General features: G+C 68.9%; 25 protein-coding genes and 2 pseudogenes. 18 read left to right on the plus strand and 9 right to left on the minus strand.

The window, feature by feature from the left end; all coding sequences use genetic code 11:
- The 4 genes and pseudogenes from AB0D57_RS16210 to AB0D57_RS16225 all read right to left on the minus strand — a co-directional run.
- Window positions 1–200: pseudogene (locus AB0D57_RS16210) on the minus strand (hypothetical protein); the annotation flags it as partial.
- A 152-nt stretch (window positions 201–352) separates the two neighbouring features.
- On the minus strand, window positions 353–1381 hold the full coding sequence (locus AB0D57_RS16215) for a hypothetical protein (protein WP_362072189.1): 1029 nt from the start codon (window positions 1379–1381) through the stop codon (window positions 353–355).
- Window positions 1382–1809: 428 nt separating this feature from the next.
- Window positions 1810–2181, minus strand: a complete 372-nt coding sequence (locus tag AB0D57_RS16220; protein ID WP_266594332.1) for a fic family toxin-antitoxin system, toxin component — start codon at window positions 2179–2181, stop codon at window positions 1810–1812.
- Window positions 2178–2435 (minus strand): hypothetical protein, encoded by a 258-nt coding sequence (locus AB0D57_RS16225; protein ID WP_266683082.1) that lies wholly within the window; start codon window positions 2433–2435, stop codon window positions 2178–2180. Before AB0D57_RS16225 ends, AB0D57_RS16220 begins: the two co-directional genes overlap by 4 nt.
- A 155-nt stretch (window positions 2436–2590) precedes the next feature.
- Here AB0D57_RS16225 and AB0D57_RS16230 point away from each other — a divergent pair, with 155 nt between their 5' ends.
- The 8 genes from AB0D57_RS16230 to AB0D57_RS16265 all read left to right on the plus strand — a co-directional run bounded on the left by AB0D57_RS16230 (window position 2591) and on the right by AB0D57_RS16265 (window position 11791).
- A complete protein-coding gene (locus tag AB0D57_RS16230; RefSeq protein WP_362072192.1) occupies window positions 2591–3028 on the plus strand; it encodes a hypothetical protein in 438 nt (145 codons plus the stop codon).
- Window positions 3029–3283: 255 nt separating this feature from the next.
- Window positions 3284–4720 (plus strand): hypothetical protein, encoded by a 1437-nt coding sequence (locus AB0D57_RS16235; protein WP_362072194.1) that lies wholly within the window; start codon window positions 3284–3286, stop codon window positions 4718–4720.
- Window positions 4704–5276 carry a hypothetical protein gene (locus AB0D57_RS16240; RefSeq protein ID WP_362072196.1) on the plus strand — a complete coding sequence of 191 codons (573 nt, stop codon included), beginning with the start codon at window positions 4704–4706 and terminating at the stop codon, window positions 5274–5276. The genes AB0D57_RS16235 and AB0D57_RS16240 overlap by 17 nt, the downstream gene beginning before the upstream one ends.
- A 48-nt stretch (window positions 5277–5324) precedes the next feature.
- Window positions 5325–6638 carry a hypothetical protein gene (locus AB0D57_RS16245; RefSeq protein ID WP_362072198.1) on the plus strand — a complete coding sequence of 438 codons (1314 nt, stop codon included), beginning with the start codon at window positions 5325–5327 and terminating at the stop codon, window positions 6636–6638.
- Window positions 6635–7318: a hypothetical protein gene (locus AB0D57_RS16250; protein ID WP_362072200.1), complete on the plus strand. Its 684-nt coding sequence runs from the start codon at window positions 6635–6637 to the stop codon at window positions 7316–7318. The genes AB0D57_RS16245 and AB0D57_RS16250 overlap by 4 nt, the downstream gene beginning before the upstream one ends.
- Before the next feature lie 1193 nt (window positions 7319–8511).
- Window positions 8512–9084 (plus strand): tyrosine-type recombinase/integrase, encoded by a 573-nt coding sequence (locus tag AB0D57_RS16255; RefSeq protein ID WP_362072202.1) that lies wholly within the window; start codon window positions 8512–8514, stop codon window positions 9082–9084.
- Complete coding sequence (locus AB0D57_RS16260; RefSeq protein ID WP_083103475.1) at window positions 9081–9407, plus strand: helix-turn-helix transcriptional regulator; 327 nt, start codon at window positions 9081–9083, stop codon at window positions 9405–9407. The genes AB0D57_RS16255 and AB0D57_RS16260 overlap by 4 nt, the downstream gene beginning before the upstream one ends.
- On the plus strand, window positions 9404–11791 hold the full coding sequence (locus AB0D57_RS16265) for an XRE family transcriptional regulator (RefSeq protein ID WP_362072205.1): 2388 nt from the start codon (window positions 9404–9406) through the stop codon (window positions 11789–11791). Before AB0D57_RS16260 ends, AB0D57_RS16265 begins: the two co-directional genes overlap by 4 nt.
- A 75-nt stretch (window positions 11792–11866) precedes the next feature.
- On the opposite strand, the gene AB0D57_RS16270 is transcribed toward AB0D57_RS16265, so the two are convergent.
- Window positions 11867–12535: a TetR/AcrR family transcriptional regulator C-terminal domain-containing protein gene (locus tag AB0D57_RS16270; protein WP_362072207.1), complete on the minus strand. Its 669-nt coding sequence runs from the start codon at window positions 12533–12535 to the stop codon at window positions 11867–11869.
- Window positions 12536–12622: 87 nt separating this feature from the next.
- Here AB0D57_RS16270 and AB0D57_RS16275 point away from each other — a divergent pair, with 87 nt between their 5' ends.
- From AB0D57_RS16275 to AB0D57_RS16295, 5 genes and pseudogenes are all read left to right on the plus strand, one after another.
- The gene (locus AB0D57_RS16275; RefSeq protein ID WP_362072209.1) at window positions 12623–14038 is read left to right on the plus strand and encodes an MFS transporter; all 1416 of its coding nucleotides are present in this window, start codon (window positions 12623–12625) and stop codon (window positions 14036–14038) included.
- A complete protein-coding gene (locus tag AB0D57_RS16280) occupies window positions 14035–14439 on the plus strand; it encodes a cupin (RefSeq protein WP_362072211.1) in 405 nt (134 codons plus the stop codon). The genes AB0D57_RS16275 and AB0D57_RS16280 overlap by 4 nt, the downstream gene beginning before the upstream one ends.
- Window positions 14440–14632: 193 nt before the next feature.
- Window positions 14633–15652 (plus strand): hypothetical protein, encoded by a 1020-nt coding sequence (locus AB0D57_RS16285; RefSeq protein WP_362072213.1) that lies wholly within the window; start codon window positions 14633–14635, stop codon window positions 15650–15652.
- Window positions 15649–16104, plus strand: a complete 456-nt coding sequence (locus AB0D57_RS16290) for a hypothetical protein (protein ID WP_362072215.1) — start codon at window positions 15649–15651, stop codon at window positions 16102–16104. The genes AB0D57_RS16285 and AB0D57_RS16290 overlap by 4 nt, the downstream gene beginning before the upstream one ends.
- 94 nt (window positions 16105–16198) lie before the next feature.
- Window positions 16199–16390: pseudogene (locus AB0D57_RS16295) on the plus strand (transposase); the annotation flags it as partial.
- A gap of 258 nt (window positions 16391–16648) precedes the next feature.
- Here the strand turns inward: AB0D57_RS16295 and AB0D57_RS16300 are convergent.
- From AB0D57_RS16300 to AB0D57_RS16315, 4 genes are read right to left on the minus strand one after another with little or no spacing between them, the layout of a single operon-like run.
- Complete coding sequence (locus AB0D57_RS16300; RefSeq protein ID WP_362072217.1) at window positions 16649–17104, minus strand: lipocalin-like domain-containing protein; 456 nt, start codon at window positions 17102–17104, stop codon at window positions 16649–16651.
- A 22-nt stretch (window positions 17105–17126) separates the two neighbouring features.
- Complete coding sequence (locus AB0D57_RS16305; protein ID WP_362072219.1) at window positions 17127–19334, minus strand: xanthine dehydrogenase family protein molybdopterin-binding subunit; 2208 nt, start codon at window positions 19332–19334, stop codon at window positions 17127–17129.
- Entirely contained in the window at window positions 19331–20323 is a 993-nt protein-coding gene (locus tag AB0D57_RS16310; protein ID WP_362072221.1) for a xanthine dehydrogenase family protein subunit M, read from the minus strand. The genes AB0D57_RS16305 and AB0D57_RS16310 overlap by 4 nt, the downstream gene beginning before the upstream one ends.
- Window positions 20310–20825 (minus strand): (2Fe-2S)-binding protein, encoded by a 516-nt coding sequence (locus AB0D57_RS16315; protein WP_362072223.1) that lies wholly within the window; start codon window positions 20823–20825, stop codon window positions 20310–20312. Before AB0D57_RS16315 ends, AB0D57_RS16310 begins: the two co-directional genes overlap by 14 nt.
- 503 nt (window positions 20826–21328) lie before the next feature.
- Between AB0D57_RS16315 and AB0D57_RS16320 the strand changes: the two genes are divergently transcribed.
- The 5 genes from AB0D57_RS16320 (at window position 21329) to AB0D57_RS16340 (ending at window position 24598) form a co-directional block, all read left to right on the plus strand.
- A complete protein-coding gene (locus AB0D57_RS16320; RefSeq protein WP_362072225.1) occupies window positions 21329–21976 on the plus strand; it encodes an isochorismatase family cysteine hydrolase in 648 nt (215 codons plus the stop codon).
- A gap of 267 nt (window positions 21977–22243) precedes the next feature.
- A complete protein-coding gene (locus AB0D57_RS16325) occupies window positions 22244–23002 on the plus strand; it encodes an SDR family oxidoreductase (protein ID WP_362072227.1) in 759 nt (252 codons plus the stop codon).
- A gap of 314 nt (window positions 23003–23316) precedes the next feature.
- Complete coding sequence (locus tag AB0D57_RS16330) at window positions 23317–23934, plus strand: VOC family protein (RefSeq protein ID WP_362072229.1); 618 nt, start codon at window positions 23317–23319, stop codon at window positions 23932–23934.
- Window positions 23935–24139: 205 nt separating this feature from the next.
- On the plus strand, window positions 24140–24337 hold the full coding sequence (locus tag AB0D57_RS16335; protein ID WP_362072231.1) for a hypothetical protein: 198 nt from the start codon (window positions 24140–24142) through the stop codon (window positions 24335–24337).
- A gap of 126 nt (window positions 24338–24463) precedes the next feature.
- On the plus strand, window positions 24464–24598 hold the full coding sequence (locus AB0D57_RS16340; RefSeq protein ID WP_362072233.1) for a hypothetical protein: 135 nt from the start codon (window positions 24464–24466) through the stop codon (window positions 24596–24598).
- Window positions 24599–24628: the final 30 nt, after the last annotated feature.

Raw genomic sequence — 24628 nt, forward strand, 5'->3', positions numbered from 1 at the left:
GCCACCACAAAGCCGGGTTGTGGGTTGGAGGTTGGGGACTGCATCAATGCCCAAACCAGGGCGGCAATACCAGTGGCGCCCTGGACTGACGCGGCAACCAACTGCCCGGTATCCGGATTGCGCAGCAGCCAGAAGAACGGCGTTGATGCCGTCAGCACGACCGCGACCACTATGACCGTGATCTTCCCGCTTCGCGACATACCCACTTGTCCCTCCCAGCAGCCAACGAACGCCTGCCCTCAGCAGCATCGGATGAACTTCGCTGGTACGCAAGGACGCCGCTGCGCGGCCACCGGTTCCAACCACACGTCGCTGGCACGGCTGCTTTCGGCTGCGTGCGCCTTCTCCCAGCTCAGCTCTTCCCTCCAGAGGAGATTTTCCCGTGCCGGTAGATGCACTCCGCCGCCACGGCGTCGGACACGAGCCGCGGCCGGTTGCGCGTCAGGTCCTGGGCGCGGGCGATACCAAGGTGGAGTGCCATCTCCTCACTGGTGCTGCGCGGTTCGACTCCGTCGGTGGACGCGCAATCGGCGGCCAGATCGTCGAAGGCGCGGGCCATCTGCCGCCGCCAGAGACGGTCTTGGTGCCAGGTCACCCGTGGCAAGGAGCCGAAGAGCCCGTCGGCGCCCCGCTGGAGCGACTGGTCACCCAGCGTGGACACTTCCTGCCATGCCTGGTCCGACAGTTCTTGAAGGGCCAGGCGCAGAACCTCGCGGGTGCGCGCGGTGAGTACCTCGTCCCCTTCTTCGTCTTCCTCGTCCCAGTCGTCGCTCCAGGGGTCGGCTCCGCCGTAGCGGGCGCGGGAGCGCAGGTGCTCGCGCACCCGGTGCGCGGACTCCTCGGGGGCGGCGAGCGACGTGTCGATGATCAGCAACTCGTCGGAGAACGCCTCGGCGCTCAGCAGTACGCCCGCCTCTGTGAGGAGCGCCTCCTCTGTGTCACCGGAGACACGAGGGAGGAGCACGGCGAACGCGTTGTCCGCCAGTCGGTCAATGACGCTGGATGTCAGGGCGGCGACGACCTGGGGATCGTCCCAGGGCGCGGCGATGTGGAGGTCGTCGATCACGAGGACGCTGCCCGGGAGGTCGACGAACTCTTCGAACTCCGGGCGGAATTGACCGGCGGCATCGAGGAGTTGCTCCGCCACCACAGCGGCGAAGGACTGCTCGTCGGCCATGCGCTGGCGAAGGTTGTGGGCCTTCCAGTACAGGCCGCGTGTAGCGCGCATACTGCCCACCGTCTCCTCGTCCGCAAGGAGGGAGATCTGCCAGGTCTGGACGCCCTCCGCGGCGGGGTCGATAAGCCGGTGGACATGCCGGAACTCCAGCCTCAGTGTGCTGGGATCCGCCTTGGGCTGGGACCGGGTTGCCTGGTCGGTCATCGACTTCCTCTCGCCGTGCAGGCGCCCGCGACGGGAGCCACGAAACCAGGCTAGCCAGGCGGACCCTCGCCTCGTGCGCCATCAGCACAGACACCGCAGAGCGGCATCCTCCTCGAGTCCGCAGGCCCGGATTCACTGGGCGTAGGAACCCAGGAGCACCCGGGCGAGAAGGAACGGACCGAACGGGATCCTGGTCTCCCGGCCTGCCCGGCCCGCGAGCATGCGTTCGGGCAGAAGAGAGGGGCAGCGGCCGTTGGACGGCGGGTGCCCCTTCAAGTCTCCAGCGAACGTACCAGGTGATCGTCGGCTTGCGGGTGGGTTGTGACTGTCACGCGCTGGTTCGCGCGGCCTCGGCGTAGGTGTCGAAGAAGCGGTCGCCCGTGAGCTTGTGGTCAGCGAACTGAGTAGCGACGGCCTGTGGTTCGCGGTCAGGGTTTCCAGGTGCGCAGGAAGGAGGCAATCCGGTCGGCGGTGCAGCGCGGGTTGTTCAGCTCGTGGGCGAGTGCGGTGAGCTGTTCGCGGGTGGGGTTGACGGGGATGTTGCTGGCCTCGAGATACATGACGGCGGCGGCGCAGGCGACGGTGAGGTTGGAGCGCTCCAGCCAGCGGCATCGGCCCAGGGTATGCACCAGGGCAGCGGCGCGGGAGTAGGTGCCGTCGTAGACGGGTGTGTCGAGGAGTTCGCCGCGATGGCGGGCGACGGCGGCGATGGGGACGCCGTAGTCGTCGGCGGCCGGGTCGCGATGGCCGGCCCGTTCCGCCACTTCGAGGATCCAGGATTCGTCTACGTGCAGGATCACGCGGCGGCGCCCGGCTGCGGCTCGGCGTACGGAGCGTCGAGCTGCCGCTCCAGATCGTCGAGGAACGTGCCGTGCTCGTCGATGAGCCGCTGGGCCGCAGCCATACCGGCGGCGCGGGCACCGGTGGTGTCCTCGATGATGAGCCGCTCCACGTACTTGTTGAAGTCCAGCCGGCGGGCGGCCGCGGCGGCCTTGCCGGCCACGAGCACTTCTTCTTCCAGCCGGACCTGCGTCTGCTTCTTCGCGGAAGTCACACCCTCATGGTAGCAGGGTGGTAGCAGACGGGGTGCCACACCTCGAAACGGGGACCCCCAGCGCGGCGTACGCCCCCGGATGGAATGGCCCTCTTCGAGTGAGCGGCCCCATGGAACGCCAGCCCGCAATGTCTGCTCAGCCCTACGATGCGCTGATGGCTTCTTATGCGAAGGACCCTCGCTGCAACGTCATGGCCGAGGCCCTCGTCCCGTTGCTGCGCCGCGCCTGTCCCGAGGGCGCCGGCGGCTACGGCGGCTCGTACCAGGTGAATCTGGAGGACGAAGAGGCCGTCGGCCTCGGCGGGGTGGAGCTCATCAGGGCCACAATGCGCAAGGCGGCCCGTCAGCTCGGCTGGAAGGTCACCACGATCGGGTGGATCGGCACCCGCTTCGGCGCGACGGTCGCCGTCCAGGACACCCGGGACGTCCCCGAGGAATTCCGGGCCGTGATCGACGCGGCGATGGAGGAACGCATGAGTGCCGCGCTTGCCAAGGTGTGGGGCGAGCCGGGCGAGGCTCCTGTCCAGCGCGGCTCGGTCACCCTCATGACGCAGGAGTTCCGCGCGGCGGTCGCCTCGGCGGCGAATGCCTGATCCGACACGGCCTACGGGCCGTGCCCGGCGCAAAGGGGTACCGCATGGCGCGTGAGCGGGTGCGGTGGCCGGTCGTGGTGGACCGGCGAGGCAGATCGTGGTGGGGTACGCGCCGTTGAAGGTCACGCTCCGACAGGTCTTCTCCGCATAGGTCTGGCCTGTCTCACTGCAATGAGTGGTTTGATCAACTACCTCTAGATAATTCCGTTCTGTCCTGTTCTTCTCTGTTCTGGGTGATATCTCAGGGGAGCGAAGTTGGACCTGTTCTTTGTGAAGCGGCCCCTGGTCGACCGGTACGGCGATGGGCTCCCGGGTGATACGGCGGTGGCTCTGCTGGACCGCCGGGTGATCCCGGACGGCACCCCGGTCGTGCTGGGGCCAGACATGCGGCCGGTGGAGCCGTTGTGCTCGTGGTTCCGGTATCTCGCCTATCTGGGGCGGGACCCGGAGACGATGCGTTCGTACGCGTACGTCGTGCTGCGGCTGGCGGAGTACCTCGCGTCGCGGGGAACCGATCTGCTCGCGGCGGGCGAGGTCGACCTGCTCGCCTACCGTCGGCAGCGGCTCGATGTCCAGGCGGTCCCGATCGGTCCGGTGACGTGGGACCGGGAGGCGGCGACGGTCAACGGGCTGTTCGCCTGGATGACCGAGGCCGGGCACCGGCGGCACGGGCCGCTGCGGATGCCGAAGGCATACGGCTCGGGGATGGCGCACGGCATGCAGGTGCGGCACCTCACGCTGGAGCAGTACCTGTTCTTCCGCGATGTCGGGCTGGGCGGACAGCGTCCGGGCGGCGACGTCGACGGCGGCTTCCGGGGCGGGTTCCCGCACCGCAACCGGGCGGCGGCCGAGCTTGCGCTGATGACGGGGATGCGCAAGCGGGAGTGGTCGACGGTGCTGCTGCCGGAGTTGGCCCGCCGGCCCGGAGGGGCGGCGGGGTTCACGTTGCAGGCGTGCGCGAAGTACAGGCGGCGCCGGGAGATGTATGTCCCGCCCGCGCCCCTCGACCTGGTCGACACCTACGAGCTGCTGGAGCGGGCGGAGATCGTCGAGCGGGCGGCGGCCCGGCTCGCCCGCCGTCACCGCGAGCTGTTCGTCGTCGACTCCGTTGACGAGGCCCGAGGCCGGCTTTCGGGGGTGCTGGGCGGGAGGCGCAGGGTGTTCGCCATGACGCAGATGCCCGCCGGACTGCGGCGGATCACGGTCCGCGAGTGTCCCGGAGGGCTGGAGGCGATGGCCGTCTTCCTCGGCCAGGGCGGACTGATGCTGGGCGCCTCGTCCTGGGACCGGATCCGGCGTCATGCCTGGGAGAGGATGTCCGACTTCGCCGAGCGGGGTCCGGCGCCGGTGCTGCCGCGCAAGCCCTGGCGCTTTCACGATCTTCGCCACACCTACGCCCTACGGCTGCTCAAGCACCTCACCGAGATGCTCATCGGGGCCGAGCTGAGGCGAGCCGACCGGCGTCCGCTGGTGACCTTGGCCGAGCACATCTCGATGAACCCGCTGCTGGTCGTCCAGCACGCCTTGGGCCACGCCAGTCCACGCACCACCTACGAGTACCTGGCCTATCTGGAGGACCCGATGACCTACGTTGACCAGGCATTTAGCGCCTGGGCGGACAGCGATGGCGCCTCCTACGCGGAGATCGCCATCCGGCTCCTGGAGGTGGAGCGGGATGCCGCGCAGGGGTGAACGCACGCGGGACTTCACCGAACCCGCCCAGGACGAACGCCCCCTGCGGCTGGGCGGGCTCTGGGAGCTGAAGACGTCGACCGCGATCGGGCGGAAGGCCACGGTGCGGGTGGACACGACCGGGTTCGCCTGCCGCCGGCTGGCGGACGAACTCGCGGCCGAACTCGCCGACTACGTCGAGCTGAAGAGGCCGCACCCGACCGGGGTGTTCACCTACCGGCGCGGACTGCTGGAGCTGTGCTCGTTCGTGGACCGCCAGGCCGGTGAACAGGCGTCGGCCTGTTCGTTGGCGCTGGACGAGCCGGACGTCAGCTTCTACATCCGGGAGTGGATCAGGGCCCTGCCCGGCCAGTTCGAGGAGGGCTCGACCAGGCCCTACTTCCTGGCCGCCGACGTCCTGTCGCTGATCCGCTTCCGCGGTCAGCACCCGGAGCGGGCGCTGGCGCCGGCAGTCCAGCGGGTGCTGACGATCGCCGTCCCCGTCAACCGCGGCGGGACGCGGGAGCTGGAGGAGTTCACCCGGGTGGAGAAGCGCCAGCTGGTCCGGGCCGCCTGAAAGGACATCCGCGGGCTCAAGGAACGGCTCGCGAGGGGCCGGGAGTTGGTGGCGGCGGGCGCCGACCCGCGCACGGCAGGCTGGACCGACCCGGCGAACCTGGCCTTCGGCATGGCCAACGGTCTGATCGAACCGCTCGACATCTGGGAGGCCCTGCCGAGGCACACCGTCTGGCCGCCCGAGCTGAAGGAGATCTTCGAGGTAGCGGGAGTGCGGTTCAACCCGCACAAGGGCCGCTACCTGCTGACCATCGCGCTCGCCTCGCTGCTCTATCCGCGCAACGTCGACTTGCAGTCGTTCCGCGTGCTGCTGGTCGCCGCGACCGGCCATGCCCCGGAGGAAGTCGCCTACCTGACCGAGGACGACGTGGAGTTCGTTCCCGGCGGAGTACGGCTTCGGCTGGTGAAACGACGCGCTCACAAGATCCGCTACCGCGAGTTCAAGGAGATGGGCGACGAGACCCGGGTCATGCACCCGGACCGGTCCGGGTGCAGGACCAGCGAGATCCTGCGAACCTTAATCGAGGTCACGGCCGGGGCCCGGCGCCGCAGCACCGTCAAGAAGCCCTACCTGTTCATCCGCGCCAACGTCATCCCGACCACGCAGAGCACCCACCGGCGCGGAGAGTTGTCCTTCCGCCCCTTCGAGCCGGTCGGCCGGGGCGGCGGCCTGGACGAATGGGTGGAGCGGACCGGGGTGGTGGTCGCCGGGAAGATGGACATCCGCCGCCTGCGGAAGTCGACCAAGGTCGAGAAGACCATCGCGTTCCGCGGCCTGGTCAGCGACGCCGCCGACGACCACACCGAGCAGGTCTTCTGGGGCCACTACGCGCACGGCACCACGCTGCGGACGATGGCCGGGCACACCATCACCCGCGCGCAACAGGACTGGCTGGAGCGGGCCCTGGCCGGGCCGGTGGTGCTGGACGAACAGACCGCCGGCCAGCTCGGCGAGCCGGAGATCCTCGACGGTCTCGGCCTGGACGCGAAGAGGGCTGAAGACATCGTTAAGGGCGAGCTCGACATGGGCGTCAGCAGCTGCCGCGACCCCTACCAGTCGCCCTACAGCCCGGCCGGCGAGCTCTGCGCGGTCGCCCCGTTGCGCTGCCTGGAATGCCGCAACGCGTTCATCCTGCCCTCCAACCTTCCCCAACTCCTGCTGTTCGCGGAGCACTTGGAAGACCTGGCGGCTCGGCTCGACCCGCGGGTCTTCCACCGGAGCTGGGGACAGAGCCGCACGAACCTGCGGGCGGTGCTGGCCGACGTCCTGCCCGCCGATCTGGAGCGGGCCCGTCGGCAGATCACCGACCAGGGCCTGCGGCTGCAACTTCCCCTCTCCTCGTTCTCGGAGTTCGACTCATGACCTCACCTGCGGGCTTCGGACACGAGGCCGTACGCATCCCTGCCTCGGAAGAAGTACACGGGTTCCTCACCGCCCCGCTGGGCCTGTCGGAGGTGTTCCGCCAGGACGAACCGGTCCTGCAAGGCAGACCACTGCTGCCCGGCGTCGAGGTTCCCTGCTTCGGCCGCACGGACCGCTGGCCCTTCGAGGCTCAGCGACGGCCCGCGAACGTCACCCCGTCCGGCTGGCTCGCCGTGTTCGACAGCTTCCCCAAACAGTGGAACCTGCGGGCCCGCGAGATCAGCATGGCCGTCCTCAATCCGCAGCACCCGGCCCTGATCGAAGCCGGGGTCTGCCTGGACCGCGAGCCTTACCAGCCGGGCACGGTGACCGGACTGCTCTCCGAGCTGCGGACCCTCATCGACTGGGCCCGCGAAGCGGGCCTGAGTCTGCATCCCGCCCACTGGACCAGCAGCGACATGCACCGCTACATCGCAGAGAAGGCCGAGATCCGGTCGGCGGCGATGGTCCGCAACTACGTCGGCGCCGTCCGCCTGCTGCACGAAATCTCCCCGGCGCTGACCGGCGGCGGTCTGGCAGCCGATCCTGGCCGGGACGCTCAGCCCGCACCGTCGCCAAGAACCCCAGAACCGACGAAGTCTCCACCCCGAACATCCCACCCGAGGTCCGGTTCCCGCTGATCAGAGCCGCCTGGACCTACATCGACACCTTCTCCGCGGACATCATCAAGGCCCGCGACACCCACCTGCGGCTCACGCCGCGACCGATCGGCCCGCCGGAACTGCTGCCCGAGCAGGTGTCCAGATGGCTGGCCGCTGCCGACCGCACTGTCCCTCTCCACCACGGCGGGTCCGGTCCGGCCGGCGAACCGAACCGGAGCCTGCTGGCCGAGCTGATGGGCCGCGGCCCAGGCAGCTCGTTCTCCACCAGGAAGGCCACGATGAGCAGGCGGGTCGCTGCCGCACGGTCGATCGTCCTGGAAGCCGTCGCCGCGGGCCGAGGCCGCCCCGGCAGCCTCATCGACAGCATCGCGGAGGTGGACCGCCGTGACGGCAGCCGGGGACCTTGGCACCCGGGCATCGACCCCTGGGCCCTCGGGCACGAATGCCGGGCCCTGCGGGCCGCCTGCTACATCTTCGTCGCGCGACAGCGAAAACGGGGCGGAGTTGCATCTGATGCAGCACTCCGCAGGGTTCGAATAAGCGCGAATCAGCAGGTGACGGGCGCCTGCTCCGCCATCCTCTCGCACCGTGCGAGCGATCTACCAGTGGCTCTTGCGCTCCACCGAGGCTATCCCAACAATGTTGCACCTAACGCAACGGAGGTTGGAGTGGCGAAAGCTGCCGATTTGGCGGGTGCGGCACACCTGATGCTCGTGGACGGGATCTCCTACCTGGACCCCGAGCCGGCTGTGTTCGAGGCCATGCTGGAGGGGTGGACCAAGCAGCAGCGGGCCCGCTTTCTGAAGTGGGACGGAACCATCAAGCCGCGGCTGTCACTGGCCGGTTCGCCGAGTTCTCCAACCAGTACCCGTGGCAGTGGCAGTCGGCGGAGGTCGAGGCGTTCATCGACCACCTGCGCACGAAGACGCCGACGTTCACGGTGTCGAGCGGCCGGAACTACCAGAACCACCTGCGGCTGTTTTGCGAGTACATCACCGACCCGCGCTACGGCTGGATGTCCGTCTGCCAGGAGCGCTTCGGTGAGGTGCCGGTCCAGATCCTGCACGAGTGGAACACCGTCACCCATGTCAGTGAGTACGAGGGCGACCCGCGCCGTCGGCCGCTGACCTACGATCCAGGACCTGTTCGACGCTGCCGACGGGCGGGTCGAGGAGATCCGGAAGCGCGGCCGCAAGGGCGTATTGACCGCGATGCGCGACTCCGCCCTGATCAAGACCTACTACGCCTATGGCATGCAGCGTCGGGAGAACGTCGGCCTCGACCTCGCCGACCTGCGGCGCAACCCGAAGGCTCCGCAATACAAGCGCCACGGGGCGGTGTTCGTACGCTGGGGCAAGTCCTCCAAGGGCAGCCCGCCCAAGCGCCGCACCATCTTCACCGTCCCGGAGATGGACTGGATCGTCGACGACCTCGACCACTACCTGACCGAGGTCCGGCCCCGGTTCAACGTGGGCAAGCACCCGGCGATCTGGGTCACCGAACGCGCCGGGCGACTGTCACGCCGATCGGCGAACGAAGCCTTCGAAGCCGCCAAGCAGGCCGCTGACCTGCCCGAAGAACTCGAATTGCACTGCCTGAGGCATTCCTGTATCACACATTTGACCGAATTTGATTACCCGGAAAGGTTCATCCAGGACCAGGCCGGTCACGGCTATGCCAGCACGACGGCCCTCTATACCGGCGTCTCGGACGAGTACCGCAACCGGCTGCTGCACAAGAAGTTGGGCCAGCGATTCCCCGGCATTTGGGAGGACCCGAAGTGATCAAGAAGATGGGCTACCGCTGGAACCTGCGCAAGCTCATGGCCGACAAGGAGATGTTCCAGACCACCGACCTGGTGCCGCTGCTGGCCGAACGGGGTGTCAACCTCTCGCGCGAGCAGGTCTTCCGCCTGGTCACGCAGCCGCCGCAGCGGCTGTCGATGGACACTCTCGCGGCTCTGTGCGACATCCTCGGCTGCCGGCCCAACGACCTCATCGAGGTTCAGGTCGTCAACGAAGAGGTACGCAAGACCGCCGGCGGCGAGACGCCCGGCCCGCTGCCGGCCGTGCGCCGGACCTCGATCCGGCGGCCGGAGGGCTTGTGACCGCCCCTTCTCCGACCGCCCCGTCGATCGTCGCCCGTCTTGCCGCGCAGGCTGCGCGGATGGAAGCTGCTACGAACGCCGCTGTCGGCCAGGTCACCAAGGTCCTGCCGGCCATCAGTACCGCCGACGCGAACGCGGCGTTGGAAGCGGCAGTGCCGATCCCTGTCCGCGGCGCCGCTCGGTTCCTGGAAGAACTCGCCGATCACATGGCCGCACACCCGGACGCCCTGACCTCGGGCAGCTCCCCCTGCCCACCGGTTCTGCTGCGGCTCGCCCAGGTGCTGCACGAAGCCGGACACCCGGTCGTTCGCCCCGGATGCGCACACTGCGGAAAGATCCGGTCCGACCTGCGGCAACTCCGCCCCGAAGGGCGGCTCTGCGGGACATGCGACGCCCGAAGCCGCCAACGCGAAACCTGCGCACGATGCCAGCGCGACGGCCAGCGCGTCGTCGCCCGACGCCCCGAGGGACCGATCTGCCATCGCTGCTACCGCGCGGACCCAGCCACATTCGAGGAGTGCGCCGAATGCGGGCAGTTCCGACACCCGGTGGTACGACGGGACGACGGCCGAGGGCTGTGCATCAAGTGCTGGAAACGCCCCATGCGCACCTGCGTGAGCTGTGGAAAGACCGCAGCCGCCGCCCTCGTTGACGACGACGGCGCACTCTGCCACCTCTGCTACAACCGCCATCGCCGGCCACGAAGGCTCTGCGGCAGGTGCGGACAGCTCAAGCGCATCGCCCGCAACGCGCGAGACGGGCAGCCGGACCTCTGCGACGGCTGCTACCAGGGCCCCGACGTGACCTGTTCGATCTGCAGCAGGGTCCGCCCCTGCGCCAGCCGCGACGAACAGGGCCAGCCGGTCTGCGCCACCTGCTATCAGCGTCATCGCAGCGGCGAGCCGTGCGCCCGCTGCGGCCGAACCAAGCCGGTCAACACCCGTTGGCCGATCGGGCCGGTCTGCATGACGTGCTACACCGCCGTGCTCCGCTCACCGGCCGAGTGCCCGCGCTGCGGCATGGTCCAGCCGCTGATCGCGCGGGATGACGACGGCGCCGAGATCTGCGGACCATGTGTCGGATTCGCCGCTGACTACACCTGCAAGCAGTGCGGCCGGGCAGGCAATCCTCACAGCCGCGGCCGATGCGCTCACTGCGTCCTCGCCGAGCGGGTCAACGCCCTGCTGGCCGGGCCCGACGGCACGATCACCCCACAGCTGGAACCGCTCGCGGCCGCACTGGCGGACGCTCTCTCACCATTCCCTGCTATCCAGTGGCTCAAGGAGAGCCCGAACACCAAGCTCCTCGCCCGGCTGGCGTCCGAAGGGCACGAGCTCAGCCACGAGCTGCTGGATGAACTCCCGCCCAGCCGGAACCAGCGATACATCCGCCAACTCCTCGTCCACACTGGCGTGTTGGAGGAACGCAACGAGGACATCGAACGCATCCCGGGCTGGCTGGAGCACGAACTCGCGGACAAGCCGGCCGCGCACGCCAGCCTCGCCCGCCCGTTCCTGCACTGGTTCCTGCTTCGGCGAGCACGCCAGCGGGCCGCCATACGCCGCCATCCCGCCTCCGCCGACCGCGACCTGCGGCGCCGCGTCAGCATCGCCCTCGACTTCCTGGCCTGGATGGACCAACGCGGCCTGGCCCTCGCCGACCTCGCCGACCTCGCCGACCTCGCCCAGGAGCATGTCGACGACTGGATCGCCGGGGCCACCAGCCAGCGGCGCTACCTGATCCGCTACTTCCTGAAATGGACCACGAGCCGTCGGCTCACCTGCGAACTGACCGTGCCCTCCATCCCGAGCCAGGAGCCCCAGAACCTACTCGACGACGAGGCTCGCTGGCGGCTCCTCCAACGCTGCCTGACCGACGATGCCCTGCCGACGGACGTCCGGGCCGGCGGCGCGATCACCCTGCTGTTCGGCCTGTCCACCGAACGTCTTTGCCACCTGACGCCTGAACACCTCAAGTTCGGTGACAAGCACGCCCACCTGGTCCTGGGCCGCCACCCCGTCCTGCTGCCTCCACGGCTCGCCGAGCTCCTTCGGCAACTTGCCGAACAGCCCCAACTGCGGCCGCAGCTCTCGCGAGCCCACCCGGGCCCTCGATGGCTCTTCCCTGGCATGGTCCCGGGCAAGCCGATCTCGACGCACGGCATGACCCAGAAACTCAACCGGCACGGCATCCTGGTTCGCACAGCGCGCAACGGGGCACTGGCCGCCCTCGCTGCTGATCTTCCCAGCCCGATCCTCGCCGACGTGACCGGGATGCACCGCCACACCGCGCTCCGCTGGGTCGCCTACGCAAGACGTGACTGGGCCGAGTACCTCGCCGCCCGCGCCGAGGAGGTCACCAGCAGCAGATCGCAGCGATCATGAGATCGGCTTCGTGGGGATCTGAGGTGGAGGCATTGGCACCGGATCGGCGCTGAGAATATGAACTGAATGAGCACGTCAACGGGGAGCCAGGAGGCCGTCTACCAGGGCTCGGAGCCCGTCCAGGTAGGTGTCCTCGGCGGTCAGCGGTGCCCAGTGGTCCGCGACCTGTACCAAACGGGGTAGCTCGCCCGGGTCGAGATCGGCGAAGACTTGCTCCCGGTAGGTGGGACGGTCATCGTCTGTGCGCCGCCGGGCCGCTGTCACGCGGACCACGATTTCTCCGGCGGTGTAGTACCAGATCGCGCGGTAGCCGTGTACTGCCCGCTCGGGGGACAGGCCGCATTCGACCAGGCCGTCAACGATCTGCTCGACAAACCACAGAGCGGATGTGGCCATCAGGTCGTCGGCTGTCAGCACCTCCACGATCCACGGGCAGGCGGCGAGCGCCTCGTGGATCGTGGCAGCGGCGACGACGATCCGCTCGCGGGGCTGAGCAGGCAGGTCGGGTCGGTGCAGCGTCCGCGTGGCGTAGTCGTCCAGCAGCAGGACGAGCAGTTCTTCCTTGTTGCGGACGTGGTGGTAGAGCGCCATCGGCGTACTGCCGATCTCCGTGGCCAGCCGCCGCATGGTCAGCCGGTCCACGCCTTCCGTGTCCACGATCCGACGGGCCGTTGTGACGACCTCCTCGCGGGAGATGCGGGGAGGCCGGCCGAGGGTTTTGCGCGGTGCGGGCGGTTGCGGCATGCCCTCATCATCCCCCAGGTGTCGACAACGTCGATCCCCTGGCGCTATTTTCCTTACATGTATAAAAACTCGCGAGGGCGACCCGGAATGGTGCTGGCAGCCGTGGCCGTCGCCCAGTTCGCCGTCGCCCTGGACTTATCCGTGGTCAACGTCGCCCTGCCCGCGATCCACACCGCGCTGGGGTTCGCACCGCTCGACCTGTCGTGGGTCGTGCACGTCTACGCGCTCACGCTCGGCGGCTTTCTGCTGTTGGGAGGCCGCGCATGCGACCTCTACGGCCGACGACGGCTGTTCGTGCTCGGCTTGGCCGTCTTCGGGCTGTGCTCACTGGCGGGCGGGCTCGCCCAGACACCCTGGCAACTGATCGCCGCCCGCGCCGGCCAGGGCCTGGGAGCCGCCGCGGCCACGCCGGCCACGCTGGCGATGCTCACCACCACCTTCCCCGAGGGCCCGCAGCGCGTGCGCGCGCTCGGGGTGTGGAGCGGGGTGAACGCCGCAGGCGGAGCGCTGGGCGTGCTGGCGGGTGGGCTGCTGACCCAGTACGCGGGCTGGCGCTGGGTGATGCTGATCAATCTGCCCATCGTCGCGGTGGCTCTCGCGCTGGTCCGCGCAGGCGTGCCCGCCGAAGCACGCCCCGCCCGGCGCGAGAGGCTGGATGTGCTCGGTGCCGTCCTGGCCACCGGTGGAGTCGGACTGCTGGTGACCGGTGTCGTGCGCACCGACGCCCAAGGGTGGGACTCCCCGGCCACATGGATGATGCTCGTCGCCGCAGCCATGCTCCTGGCCGCCTTCGTCGTCACCGAATCCCGGGGTTCCGCACCGCTGTTGCGCCTGGGCCTGCTGCGCAGCCGCTGGGTCGCCGGCGCCAACGTGCTGGTCTTCTTCTCCACGGCCGGGCAGTTCGCGGCGTTCTACTTCGTGTCCCTGTACATGCAGCAGGTTCTGGGCATGGGTGCCGCGGCGACCGGTGCCGCGTTCCTGCCCTTCGCTGTAAGTCTGGTCGCGGGCACCCTCGTCGCGACCCGCATCACCGCGGCACGCACCCCCCGTGCGTCCCTGGTGCCTGGCGCCCTGCTGGCCGCTGTGGGCCTGGCCTGGTTCGCCTTCATCAGCCCCGACGGCGGATTCCTCACCGACGTGCTCGGCCCCTGCATCATCACCGGCACCGGCGTCGGACTAGTCATCGCCCCGATCGTCGCCGCCGCAACCACCGGCGTCGCCCGCCATGAGGCCGGCATGGCCTCCGGCCTCATGAACAGCTCCCGCCAACTCGGCGGCTGCATCGGCCTGGCCGCCCTGGCCACCATCGCCGCACACCGCACCGGCACGGCAACCGACCCCGCCGCAATCAACGACGGCTACGCCCTGGGCCTTGCCATTGCCGCCGCCCTCTTCGTGATCGCGGCCGTCGTGGCGATCACCGTGCTGCCCCGCCGCCAGGCCGAAACACCCGCCCTGCAACCCGCCACCGCAGAGAACCGACTGGAAGGAACGCCGTCATGACGTCAACGCCCCTCTCACCCATCGACCTGTTCGCCTCGGCGCTGCACATCCACTCCGACGGCGATGTCCAAGCCGCCGAACGGCAGATGACGAACAGCGACTCCGGCGCCTGGCAGCTCGCGACATTCCACGTGGAGACCGACGCCGACGTACACGCCGACCACTGGGAGATGCACCCGCATGCCGAGGAGGCGGTGTGCTGCCTGACCGGCGGTGTCCGCCTCTACTTCCGTCCCGCCAGGCCCGACGACACCGAGGACATGGTGCAGTTGCAGCCAGGCACCGCCGTGATCGTCCCCCGTGGCCGCTGGCACCGCCTGGAGCTGGACGCCCCCAGCGACCTGATGTCGATCACCCTTCGCCACGGCACCCGCCTCGAAAAACGTACCGACACTCGCTGACAGCGGGGTGACCCGGCCGAGCCTGCCGCCGGGCCACCCGGCGGCAACTGCTCTGGGGAAGGCGGCCGCCGCAGGATGCCTCCTCGTTGATTCGTCCCCTGGGATCCGTCCACCCCTGGTAGAGCCCAGAGCCCAGAGCCCCGGGCGTCACATACTCAGTGTCATCAGTCGGGGCGAGCGATATCGGGGAATAGTGCACGGTCGGAATAACCCCCTCCCGCCAGTAATCCGCGAGGTCGTCCGCGGCAGCGTCGTCGCCGAGTTCTACGGAGCCCCGGCCCTCGTCTCCCGCAAACGCAAGCAGGACCCCGGCCGGCCCATGGAGCACTGGTGGATCATCGAGCCGGTCGCCCGCGCGATCCTCGTCGCCGAAGAACTGTCCGCCCACCCCGAACTCGTCTTTGCCGACCCCGGCCTCCCCAGCAGCACAACCCAGGCCAACCGCTACGAGCACAGCATCAGCCGCAAACTGATCGAAAAGTTCATCGAGCACGTCAACGAGCACACCGACCGCACCGGCCTCGACGACATCCCGGCGGACCGGATCGCCCCGCACATGTTCCGCAAAACGATGTCCATACTGGTCGGCACCGAACCCGGAGCCGAGATCGCGCTCGGACTGCAACTCAAGCACGCAGCCACCAGAGCCCTTGCCAACCGGTCCACCCAGGGCTATGCCGCCTCCGACTCGAACTGGGCCCGGCTCCTGGACACCGCGATCGAGGACGCCCGCTTCATGCGACTGCGTGACCTCTACGACCAGCACCACGCAGGCCAGACGATCGGCTACGGCCCCGGCGCCGACAGACTCACCAACACCTTCGACACGGTCAAGAAGACCGCCATGGAGACCACCCGCACCGCGAAGACCGGCGACAAGCGGACCGAATACGACCTGCTGCACAAGACCCGGATCGCGCTCCGCTTCGGCAAGCTCAACCACTGCACCTTCGACCACAACCACCCCGACGGCGCGAAATGCATCGAAGAAGCGGTCATTCCCGCCGGTCACACAGGCCCGCTGATCGACCGCTGCCAGCCCGGCCGCTGCCCCAACAGCGTCATCACCCCCGAGCACCTGAAGATCTGGAAGAGCGAGGAGACCAGTCTCCTGACCTTGCTGGATACACCCAAGATCGCCCTCTGTCGCCGCGATCAGCTCAACCGCCAGCTCGACGACGTCCGTTCAGTGATCCGAAGGGCTCAGAAGTGACCGCACCAGTCAGCCAAGAGACGGACCACGTCTCGGCCGAGACTGCGAAGGCCCTGCGAGCGGCGATGGAACGACTTCTCGCAGGCCGTCCCTCCCGCACCGACGGGCGTCTGACCAAGGAGAACCTCTACCGAGAAGCCGACGTCAGCCGGGCCACCATGAACCGGGCACACAACATCCTCGCCGAATGGGACCGACGTACCGCTGCCACCGACGCCCGCACCCCCGGCGAAGCCCGCCGCGATGACGAACTCAGGGAACTACGCTCTAAGTTGAAGGCAACCAAGCGCGAGCGGACCCAGCTACAAGGCCGACTCGACGCCTCCGCCACCGTCATCGCCGCCCTGCACCACGACAACGCGGCCCTCCGCGAAGAACTCAACGGACACGGAACCGTCGTCGCCCTCGACGAACGCCGAGCCTCCCGAACCGACGTCATCGGTCCCTGCTGAATGTCTCAGAAGCCTTCCGCTTACCGCTCGGCAGGCTTGATCAGTCGAACACGGTTCCTGTTCGGGTGTTCTCTCGGTGGTCGGGCCGGACCGCGTGCGGTGTTACGGCTCCGACCTGACAGAGGCGGAGTGGCAGGTCATCCGGCCCCTGCTGCCAGTACCCGCATGGTTTCAGGGGCGGGGCGGGCGGCCGGAGGGCTATTGCCACCGCGTGATGCTTGACGCAGTCCGCTACGTCGTCGACAACGGCGTAAGGGCGAACCTGCCCTGTGACTTCCCGCCGTACCGGCGGGTGCACGCGTTCGCCCGCCGCTGGCAGGTGACAGGCTTGCTCGCCGAGCTCCACGACCGGTTGCGCGACAAGGTGCGCCAGAAGGAGGGCCGGACGGTGGACCCGACGGCCGCCATCGTCGACTCGCAGTCACTGCGGGCGGCGGCGAACATCCCGCGCTCCACGTCCGGCTGGGACGGCGGGAAGAACGGCCTGGTCCTGGCCGTCGCGGCACAGCCGCCGAAGGCCAGGGATCACAGCAACTGGATCAGGTCAGTGCGCTTGTGCCCGCTCCCAAGTCAGGACCCCGGTGCGCTGTTTGCCGTGGATGCTCACAGGCGCCGCAAGGGCCAGCTGCAACGTGCTCGCATCCAGGTGCGCCACCCTGAGCTGCGCGCCTCCCATCCAGTTCGGGAAAAGGCTCAAAATGACCTCGTGCACGACAGTGCCGCCGTCCGGAACGCGGAAGCGGCCGGTGTAGGCCAGGTAGTTGCGGGCCGCGTCGGCCAGTTCCTCCTGGCGTCCGTACTCCTGTCTTTCTCCATCGAACGACGGCCGGCCCGGCTTGGCGATCTGGGCGGACATGTACCCGTCGGCGGAGTACATGATGATGCCCACGGGGTGTTCCCCGTACGGGCGCACCACCTCCCCGTCGTCCACGGCCGTGGCCTCGTAGGACACCAGGCGCCAGGTCCCGACGAGGGCGGAACGAAGTTCGGCGGGGGTCATGGGAGCGCGCCTGCGCATCGGTTCACAGCAGTTGGTCCATGGTGATGGGCAGGGAGCGAATACGGCGGCCCGTGGCATGGAAGACCGCGTTGGCGATGGCGGGCGCGAGGCCGACCAGGCCGATCTCTCCGATGCCCTTGGTGCCGATCGGGTTGGCGCGGTCCCACGAGCCGACGAATTCGACCTGCATGTCGGGGATGTCGGCGTTGACGGGAACGATGTAGTCGCCGAGGGTGGCGTTGGCGATGCGTCCGGAGCCGGTGTCACTGACCGTCTCCTCGAAAAGAGCCATCCCGATACCGCCGACCGCCCCGCCGATGATCTGACTGCGCGCGGTCTTCTCGTTGAGGATGCGACCGCCGTCGATGACGGAGAGGGCCCGGGCGACTCGGATGCGGCCCAGGTCCGCGTCGACGTGTACCTCGACGTATTTAGCCCCGAAGGCGCCGGCCGGCACCATGCCCAGTTCCTGCGGCGTCAAGGGAACGCTCTCGCCGTCGGCAGTCAGCTCCGGCAGGCGGTGACGGGCCAGGATGTCCCGATACGACTCGGACCGGGACAGGTCGTCGCGCCGTCGGATACCGCCATCGCCGACCTCCACGTCGTCGATCGTGCATCCTCGCAGCGGGGAGTCGCTGTCGTCCCCGACGAGAACCAGGAAGTCGCTGACGAGCCGTCGGCAGGCTTCGTGAACCGCGCTGCCGACCGCGCCTGTGAGCCCGGACCCGCCCGTCTGCGGAGCCAACGGCATGGTCGATTCTCCGAGCCCGAAGGTGATCTGCCCGGGGTCCAGCCCCAGCAGCTCCGCCGACAGCTGCACGAAGACGGTGTACGCGCCATTGCCGATTTCCGTTCCCGCACTGCAGACGTAGGCCGTGCCGTCGTGGCGGATCGTGGCGCGTGCCCGGCAGCGGGCACGGAACCACGGATAGCCGACGGCCGCCAGACCGTAGCCGACGAGCATGTTGCCCTGGCGCATCGAGCGCGGTTCGGGTGTGCGCCGCGACCACCCGAAGAGCTCGGCACCGCGCTCCAGGCATTCCTTGTGCGCGCGGCTGGACCAGGGCAGCCCTGACGGGGGGTGGACGGCGGCGTCGTTGCGCAGGCGCAGCTCCAGCGGGTCCAGGGCGAGCTTGTACGCCAGCTCGTCCATCGCGCATTCCAGGGCGTAGTTGCCGGTCGCCGCTCCCGGGCCCCGCATCGAGTTCGGGACCGGGAGGTTCAGGCGGGCCTGGACGTCCCGGGTGGAGACGTTCGGGCAGGCATAGGAAGTGGCGGACACGGTGGCGGTGGGCTCGAAATTGTCGTCGTCGATGGCGGTTGCCGTGAGCGCCTCGTGGTGGATGGCCGTGAGTCTGCCGTCACGGGTCGCGCCGATCCGCACCCTCTGCCGTCCCTTGGGCCGGTGGCCACACGCGGTGAACATCTGCGGCCTGGTGAGGACGAGTTTGACGGGGCGGCGGGTCACGAGGGCCGCCAGGGCTGTCAGGACGACGTGTTGCCACACTCGGAGGCCGGCTCCGAAGCCACCGCCGACGTAGGGGGCCATGACGTGGACGGACTCTTCGGGAATGCCGAAGGCCGTTGCCAGGGATGTGGCTTCCAAGGAGGCCCATTGCGTCGAATTGTTGACCAGGAGGGTGTCGCCCTCCCAACGGGCGACCGTGGTGAGGGGCCCCATGGGGTTGTTGGTGTTGTCGACGGTGAGGTAGGTCTCGTCCAGCACGACCTCGGCATCGGTCAGCGCACCGGCCGCGTCGCCCCACTCGGCGTCCCGCCCCCACGGGTTCGTGCGCCGCGCGGCGCGTGGATCGTCCAGTTCGAGGAGAGCCGGAGCCGTCGAGTAGCCGACGTGGACCAGGTTCGCCGCCTCGGTGGCCTCCTCGAAGGTCTCCGCCACGACCACCGCGACGATCTGGCCGTAGTGAAGGATCACGTCGTCCTGCAAAGGCGCGGGCGGGGAGACGCCCAGGGGTGTCGTGGGCCCCCTCTGCACCGGCCCGGCGTTGAGGTGGGTGAGCACGCGCACCACCCCGGGGGCGTGCTCGGCGTCCGTGGTGTCGATCTCCGTGATCCGCCCGGAGCCGACGGTACTGCGCACCAGCACCGCGTGAGCCATACCCGGGTACGCGAAGTCGCTGGGGTACGGCGCTCTGCCGGCCACCTTCAGCGGCCCGTCGACGCGGTTGATGCCGGTCCCGAGCAGCCGGGAACGTGAGGTCGTCGTCATGCGCTGACCCCCGTGACGGTCTGCAGCGAGCGCACGAGTGTGCGCTGGGCCAGTTCCACTTTGAAGGCGTTCTGCGGATGCGGCTCGGCTCCGGCAAGCGCGGCGCGGGCGGCGTTCGTGAACACCTCGATGCCGGCTCGGCTCCCGGTCAGTACCGCCTCCGCCTCCACGGCGCGCCACGGCACGGTGGCCACACCGCCGAGGCCCACCCGAACCCAGCGGATGACGTCGTCGTCGCCGAGCACCACGGCAGTCGCCGCAGAGGCAAGCGCGAACTCGTAGCTCATCCGGTCGCGTACCTTCAGGTAGTCCGACCGGGCCCCATGCGGCAACAGCGGCACCTCTACGGCGGTGATGAGCTCTCCGGGGCGCAGGTCGTTCTCGATGTCCGGTGTGTCCCCCGGGGTCCGGTAGAAGCCGGTCAGTGGAACATCGCGGTCTCCCTGGGCACCGGTGATGTGGACGACCGAGTCCAGGGCGATCAACGCGACCGCGACATCCGAGGCATGGGTCGCGATGCAGTGCTCGCTGGTACCCAGCACCGCATGACTGCGATGGGAGCCGGTCATGGCGGCGCATCCCGTGCCGCGCCCGCGCTTGTTACAGGCGCGCACGGTCGGATCCCGGAAATACCGGCAGCGCGTGCGCTGCAGCAGATTGCCGCCGATCGTCGCCATGTTGCGGAGCTGGACCGAGGCGCTGCGCAGCAACGCCTCCCGCACGAACGGCAGCCGCCGGCCGACCACGGGGTCGACGGCGAGTTCTTCCATGGTGACCAGGGCTCCGACGAACAGCGTGTCCTGCCGCTCCTCGATGCCGTGCAGCGGCAACCGGGTGATGTCGATCAGCCGACGAGGCCGCAGCACGCCGTCCTTCATCAGGTCGAGCTGCGTAGTGCCTCCGGCGAGGTAGTCGGCACTGCTGTCCGCCTCTGCCTCCGCCAGTGCCGCGGAAACCTCGCGGACCCGCACGTAATCAAAGGGCTGCATCGTGATGACCAGCGGCTTCCTGAATGGCGGCGACGATGTTCTGGTAGGCGCCGCAGCGACAGATGTTCCCGCTCATGTACTCGCGGATCTCCTCGGGCGTGCCGGCTCTGCCCTCGGACATCAGGGCCAGTGCCGACATGATCTGTCCCGGCGTGCAATAGCCGCACTGGAAACCGTCGTGCTTCAGGAACGACTCCTGCACGGGGTGCAGGTTGCTCTCATCGCCGATGCCCTCGATGGTCGTCACCTCTTGCCCGTCGCACTGGGCGGCGAGTGTCAGACACGAGAGGATGCGTTTGCCGTCCACGTGGACCGTGCAGGCCCCGCAGGTGCCCTGGTCGCAGCCCTTTTTCGTTCCGGTCAGACCCAGCCGGTCGCGGAGGGCGTCGAGCAGGGTGACGCGCGCATCCGTGCGCAGGGGATACTCCTCGCCATTGACGCGCAGGGTGAACGCCGTTTGGGAAACGGCTCGTACTGCGCCTGGCTTCGGCTGCGATGTCATGGCACTCCCGGTTTCCGGCGCGCCCCGATATCTGCCCCATGGGCAACCGCACGCGTATCGACAACCGCGTGCGACGACCACTTGCGCAGGACACACGATCAGTGGGCCGGCGTCCTACCAGCCTGGACCACCGTAGGCAGTGACCGCCCAACGCGGTCCACGCTACGCGTCCCCGCGCAGCACCGCATCCGGGCCCGTTCCGGCAGGCCACGACCTCCATCGGCTCCGGGCCACGGACGAGTCACGGGCAGGAGCGGGCGGGCATCCGGACCGGACGAAGCGCACCGCTGGACGATTACGCGGGAACGGCTTTCCGCCCAACGATCGGTCCAGCTCACCTTGCCGGGTACCATCCGGCGCGGATGCTGTTCGACCCGACGAGTGACAGACTGAAGTCCGAGTTGGCCGTCTGCGCCAGAGGACCTGGGGCCTGTCCTGGCCGTCCACTCCGTCTTGCATCCCAGCAGCGATCGATCCGTTCGCTGACCAGGTGGGAAGTGTTCATGACTTCTGAAGCGCCGTACCCTCCGGACCAAACCGCTCTTCTGATCGTCGACCCATACAACGACTTCCTTTCCGAAGGCGGCAAGCTCTGGCCCCGAGCAAAGGAAGTGGCGGAAGGCGTCGGCCTGCTCGACCACATGCGCACCATGCTCGCCACGGCCCGCAGCCGGGGCTTTCGCGTCTTCATCGTGCCCCACCACCAGACGACGCCGAACGACTACATCACGTGGGACCACCTGTCCCCGACCCAACAGCGCATCGTGACCCAGCAGACCTTTGCGGAGGGCAGCTGGGGGGCCGAGTGGCACCCCGACTTCCACCCCCGCGAGGACGAGCTCGTCATGCGCCAGCACTGGGCCTCGAGCGGCTTCGCGAACACAGACCTTGACTTCATGCTCAAGCAGCACCACATCCGGAAGATCCTGCTGATCGGTATGCGGGCCAACACCTGTGTGGACACCACCGCACGCTTCGGTCAGGAGCTGGGCTACCACGTGACCCTCATCCGCGACGCCATCGCCTCCTTCAGCTGGGAGGAGATGACAGCGACATTCGAGCTCAACGCGCCCCTGTACGCCCACGCCATCCTCACAACAGATGAGTTCGTCGACAACGTGAACGTCGGGGCCGGCAAGGGCTCCCCGTAATGCCAAATCCCCGGCATCCGGGTTTGGTCGGCCGGGCGCTGGGCCGGCCCGCCTCGGCGGCTCGCCTACGGATCCTGCGCATCCCCGGCGCGCAGGAGCGCGGCACGAACCTCTCGACCGCGAGGCGCGGGGCCGCCGTTGGTGTGGAGGGGCGAGCGCCGGGGCGGGAGCACAACAGGGGAACGAGCGCCCGGAAGAAGTGGAGGCGATCATACGGAGCGAGCGGAGGGACGTACGGAAACCGTGTTCTGAGGGTGGTGACCCCCTGTGAATGGGACCGATGGAGGAGCCGGTGGAGCCCGCGGAGGCCTGGCCGGGCAGACGGTCGTGGTGGTGGGAGGCAGCGCGGGCATCGGTCTGGAGACCGCACGACAGGTGCGTGCGGCCGACGGCGAGCTGGTGCTCGTGGCGCGCGACGCCGAACGCCTGAAGCGGGCGGCGGACGAAGTGAACCCGCTGAGCACGGCCGCGTTCGACGCCCAGGACACCGACCGCCTGGAGCGCTTTCTCGGAGACCTGCCCGGGCAGGTCGACCATGTGATGGTCACGGCGGGCAGCCCGTCGTACACCCCCATCGCCGAACTCGACCTGGCCGAGGCCGGGCATGACTTCGGCGGGCGTATCGCGATGATGCTGGCGGTGGCGCGGGCGAGCCGGGAGAAGGTCAGGGCCGGGGGAACGCTGCTGTTCATCGGCGGCACCGGCGGCCGGCGGCCCGCGGCCGGGATGGCCGTGATGGGCGCCCTCACCGCGGCGCTGCCGGCGCTGACCGCCAACCTGGCACTGGAGGTCGCCCCTGTCCGGGTCAACCTCATCGCGGCCGGGTTCGTGGACACACCGCTGTCGGCCTCCCTCCTCGGTGACCAACTGGAGGCACGACGCGAGGAGTTGAGGAAGACGCTGCCCATTGGCCGAGTGGTCGGACCGGCGGATGTCGCCGCCCTCGCACTGCACATCATGGTCAACGGCGCCCTCACTGGCGCCACGTACGACATCGACGGCGGCCAGCAGCTCGTCGCACACTGACCGCCCACTGCCCGCGGCCCGGGCCGCAGTCGGGCGTCGAGCGCGTGGGTCCCGCAGGCAGCACCGCTTCGTCCGGCGCCTTTCGTGATCCGCCGCGGGCGAAGTGGGCGAGCGTCCACATGCGGCCTGATCGAACGCGTGTCTACGCTGGAACATGGCACAGCCGTTCGACAGGGCGTCAGGGCGCTGCCGGGCCGGCGTGAGACTAGGCGCTCGCAACGCGATTCGAGTGCCGGGGGATGCATCCTCCGAGCCCGGCGCAGCCGCGGATCCGGTCGTCGCCGGTATCCCCTCCGAGACGGGAGGCGCAAGCCATGGACATGAAACTCGAGGTCGTCGTGGTGCCGGTGTCCGACGTGGACCGGGCCAAGGACTTCTACACGGCGCTGGGCTGGCGGCTCGACGCGGACATCGCCCCTGACGGGGACTTCCGGGTGGTGCAGGTGACCCCTCCGGGTTCCCCGGCGTCGGTCATCTTCGGTAGATCGGTCACCGATCAGGCCTCGGGCTCGGCTCGAGGCCTGCACCTGGTCGTCGACGACATCGAGGCCGCCCATGACGAGCTGATTCGGCGCGGCGCCGAGCCGAGCGATGTGTTTCACGACGTCGGCGGCGTCTTCCACCACGCCGGCGCTGACGCCCGGGTGCCCGGTCCTGATCCGCAACGCGGCAGTTATGGCTCCTTCCTGTCGTTCAGTGACCCGGACGGCAACGGCTGGCTCCTGCAGGAGGTCACCACACGGCTTCCGGGACGGCTGGATCCCGCGACCACGTCGTTCGCCTCGGCCGAGGACCTGGCGGGCGCCCTGCGGCGGGCCGCGGCGGCGCACGGTGAGCACGAGGCGCGCATCGGTGCGGAGGACCCGGACTGGCCGGACTGGTACGCGCGGTACCTGGTGAGCGAGCAGGCCGGGACGGAACCGCCCTCGTGAGCGGTCGGATGCGCGGTCCACGGCAGTCTCGTGAGCCTTTACGAGTCTGGCCATGTGCTCCGGTCGCTGCTCGTCACCAACACCGCGGGTGTCTCAGCCGCAGGCAAACCCGCAAGTTCGACCCCAGCCATGACGACACCTCATAAGCGCAGACAAACCTCTATCCGGATGTCTCACGAGACATCGAAACGGTGGAGAACAGGTCATGTACCGGCTGGTCCCCGAGGGCGTCCTGCCGCACACGGCTCCGATGTACCGCCACCTGTCCGCGCAGCTGGCGCAGGCCCGGCGCGAGGGCCGCTTCCCCGACCTGATCGACACCGTCCGCGCAGTCCACGCGCCGCTGGCCTGCCCGGACGCGGACGCGTTCCGTCCGGGGCGTCGGACGAGGCCCCGGAGGTGAGTCGGCGGCCCAGGGCATGCCGAAGAGCACCAACAGGTCGGGGAAGCCGAGGGGGGGGTACCGGGCGGGCTGCTGTCGGCGGTCGCGGTGGTGGAAGCAGGCAGGGGCTTGGGCAGCAGTTGAGCGATGCCGGTGAACACGGTCGGCCAGCAGCTCGGCTTCTTCGCGGGCCTGGCGGGCTCGGAGGCGGTCGGGGAGCGGGTCTCCGCGGCGTCGATAGTGACTGACCATGGCGCGGGTCTGGTGGAGTCGGCGCCATAACTCGCAGGTCAGGACGGTCTCCACGGGGTG

Source organism: Streptomyces sp. NPDC048275 (assembly GCF_040652275.1).
Classification (GTDB): Bacteria; Actinomycetota; Actinomycetes; order Streptomycetales; family Streptomycetaceae; genus Streptomyces.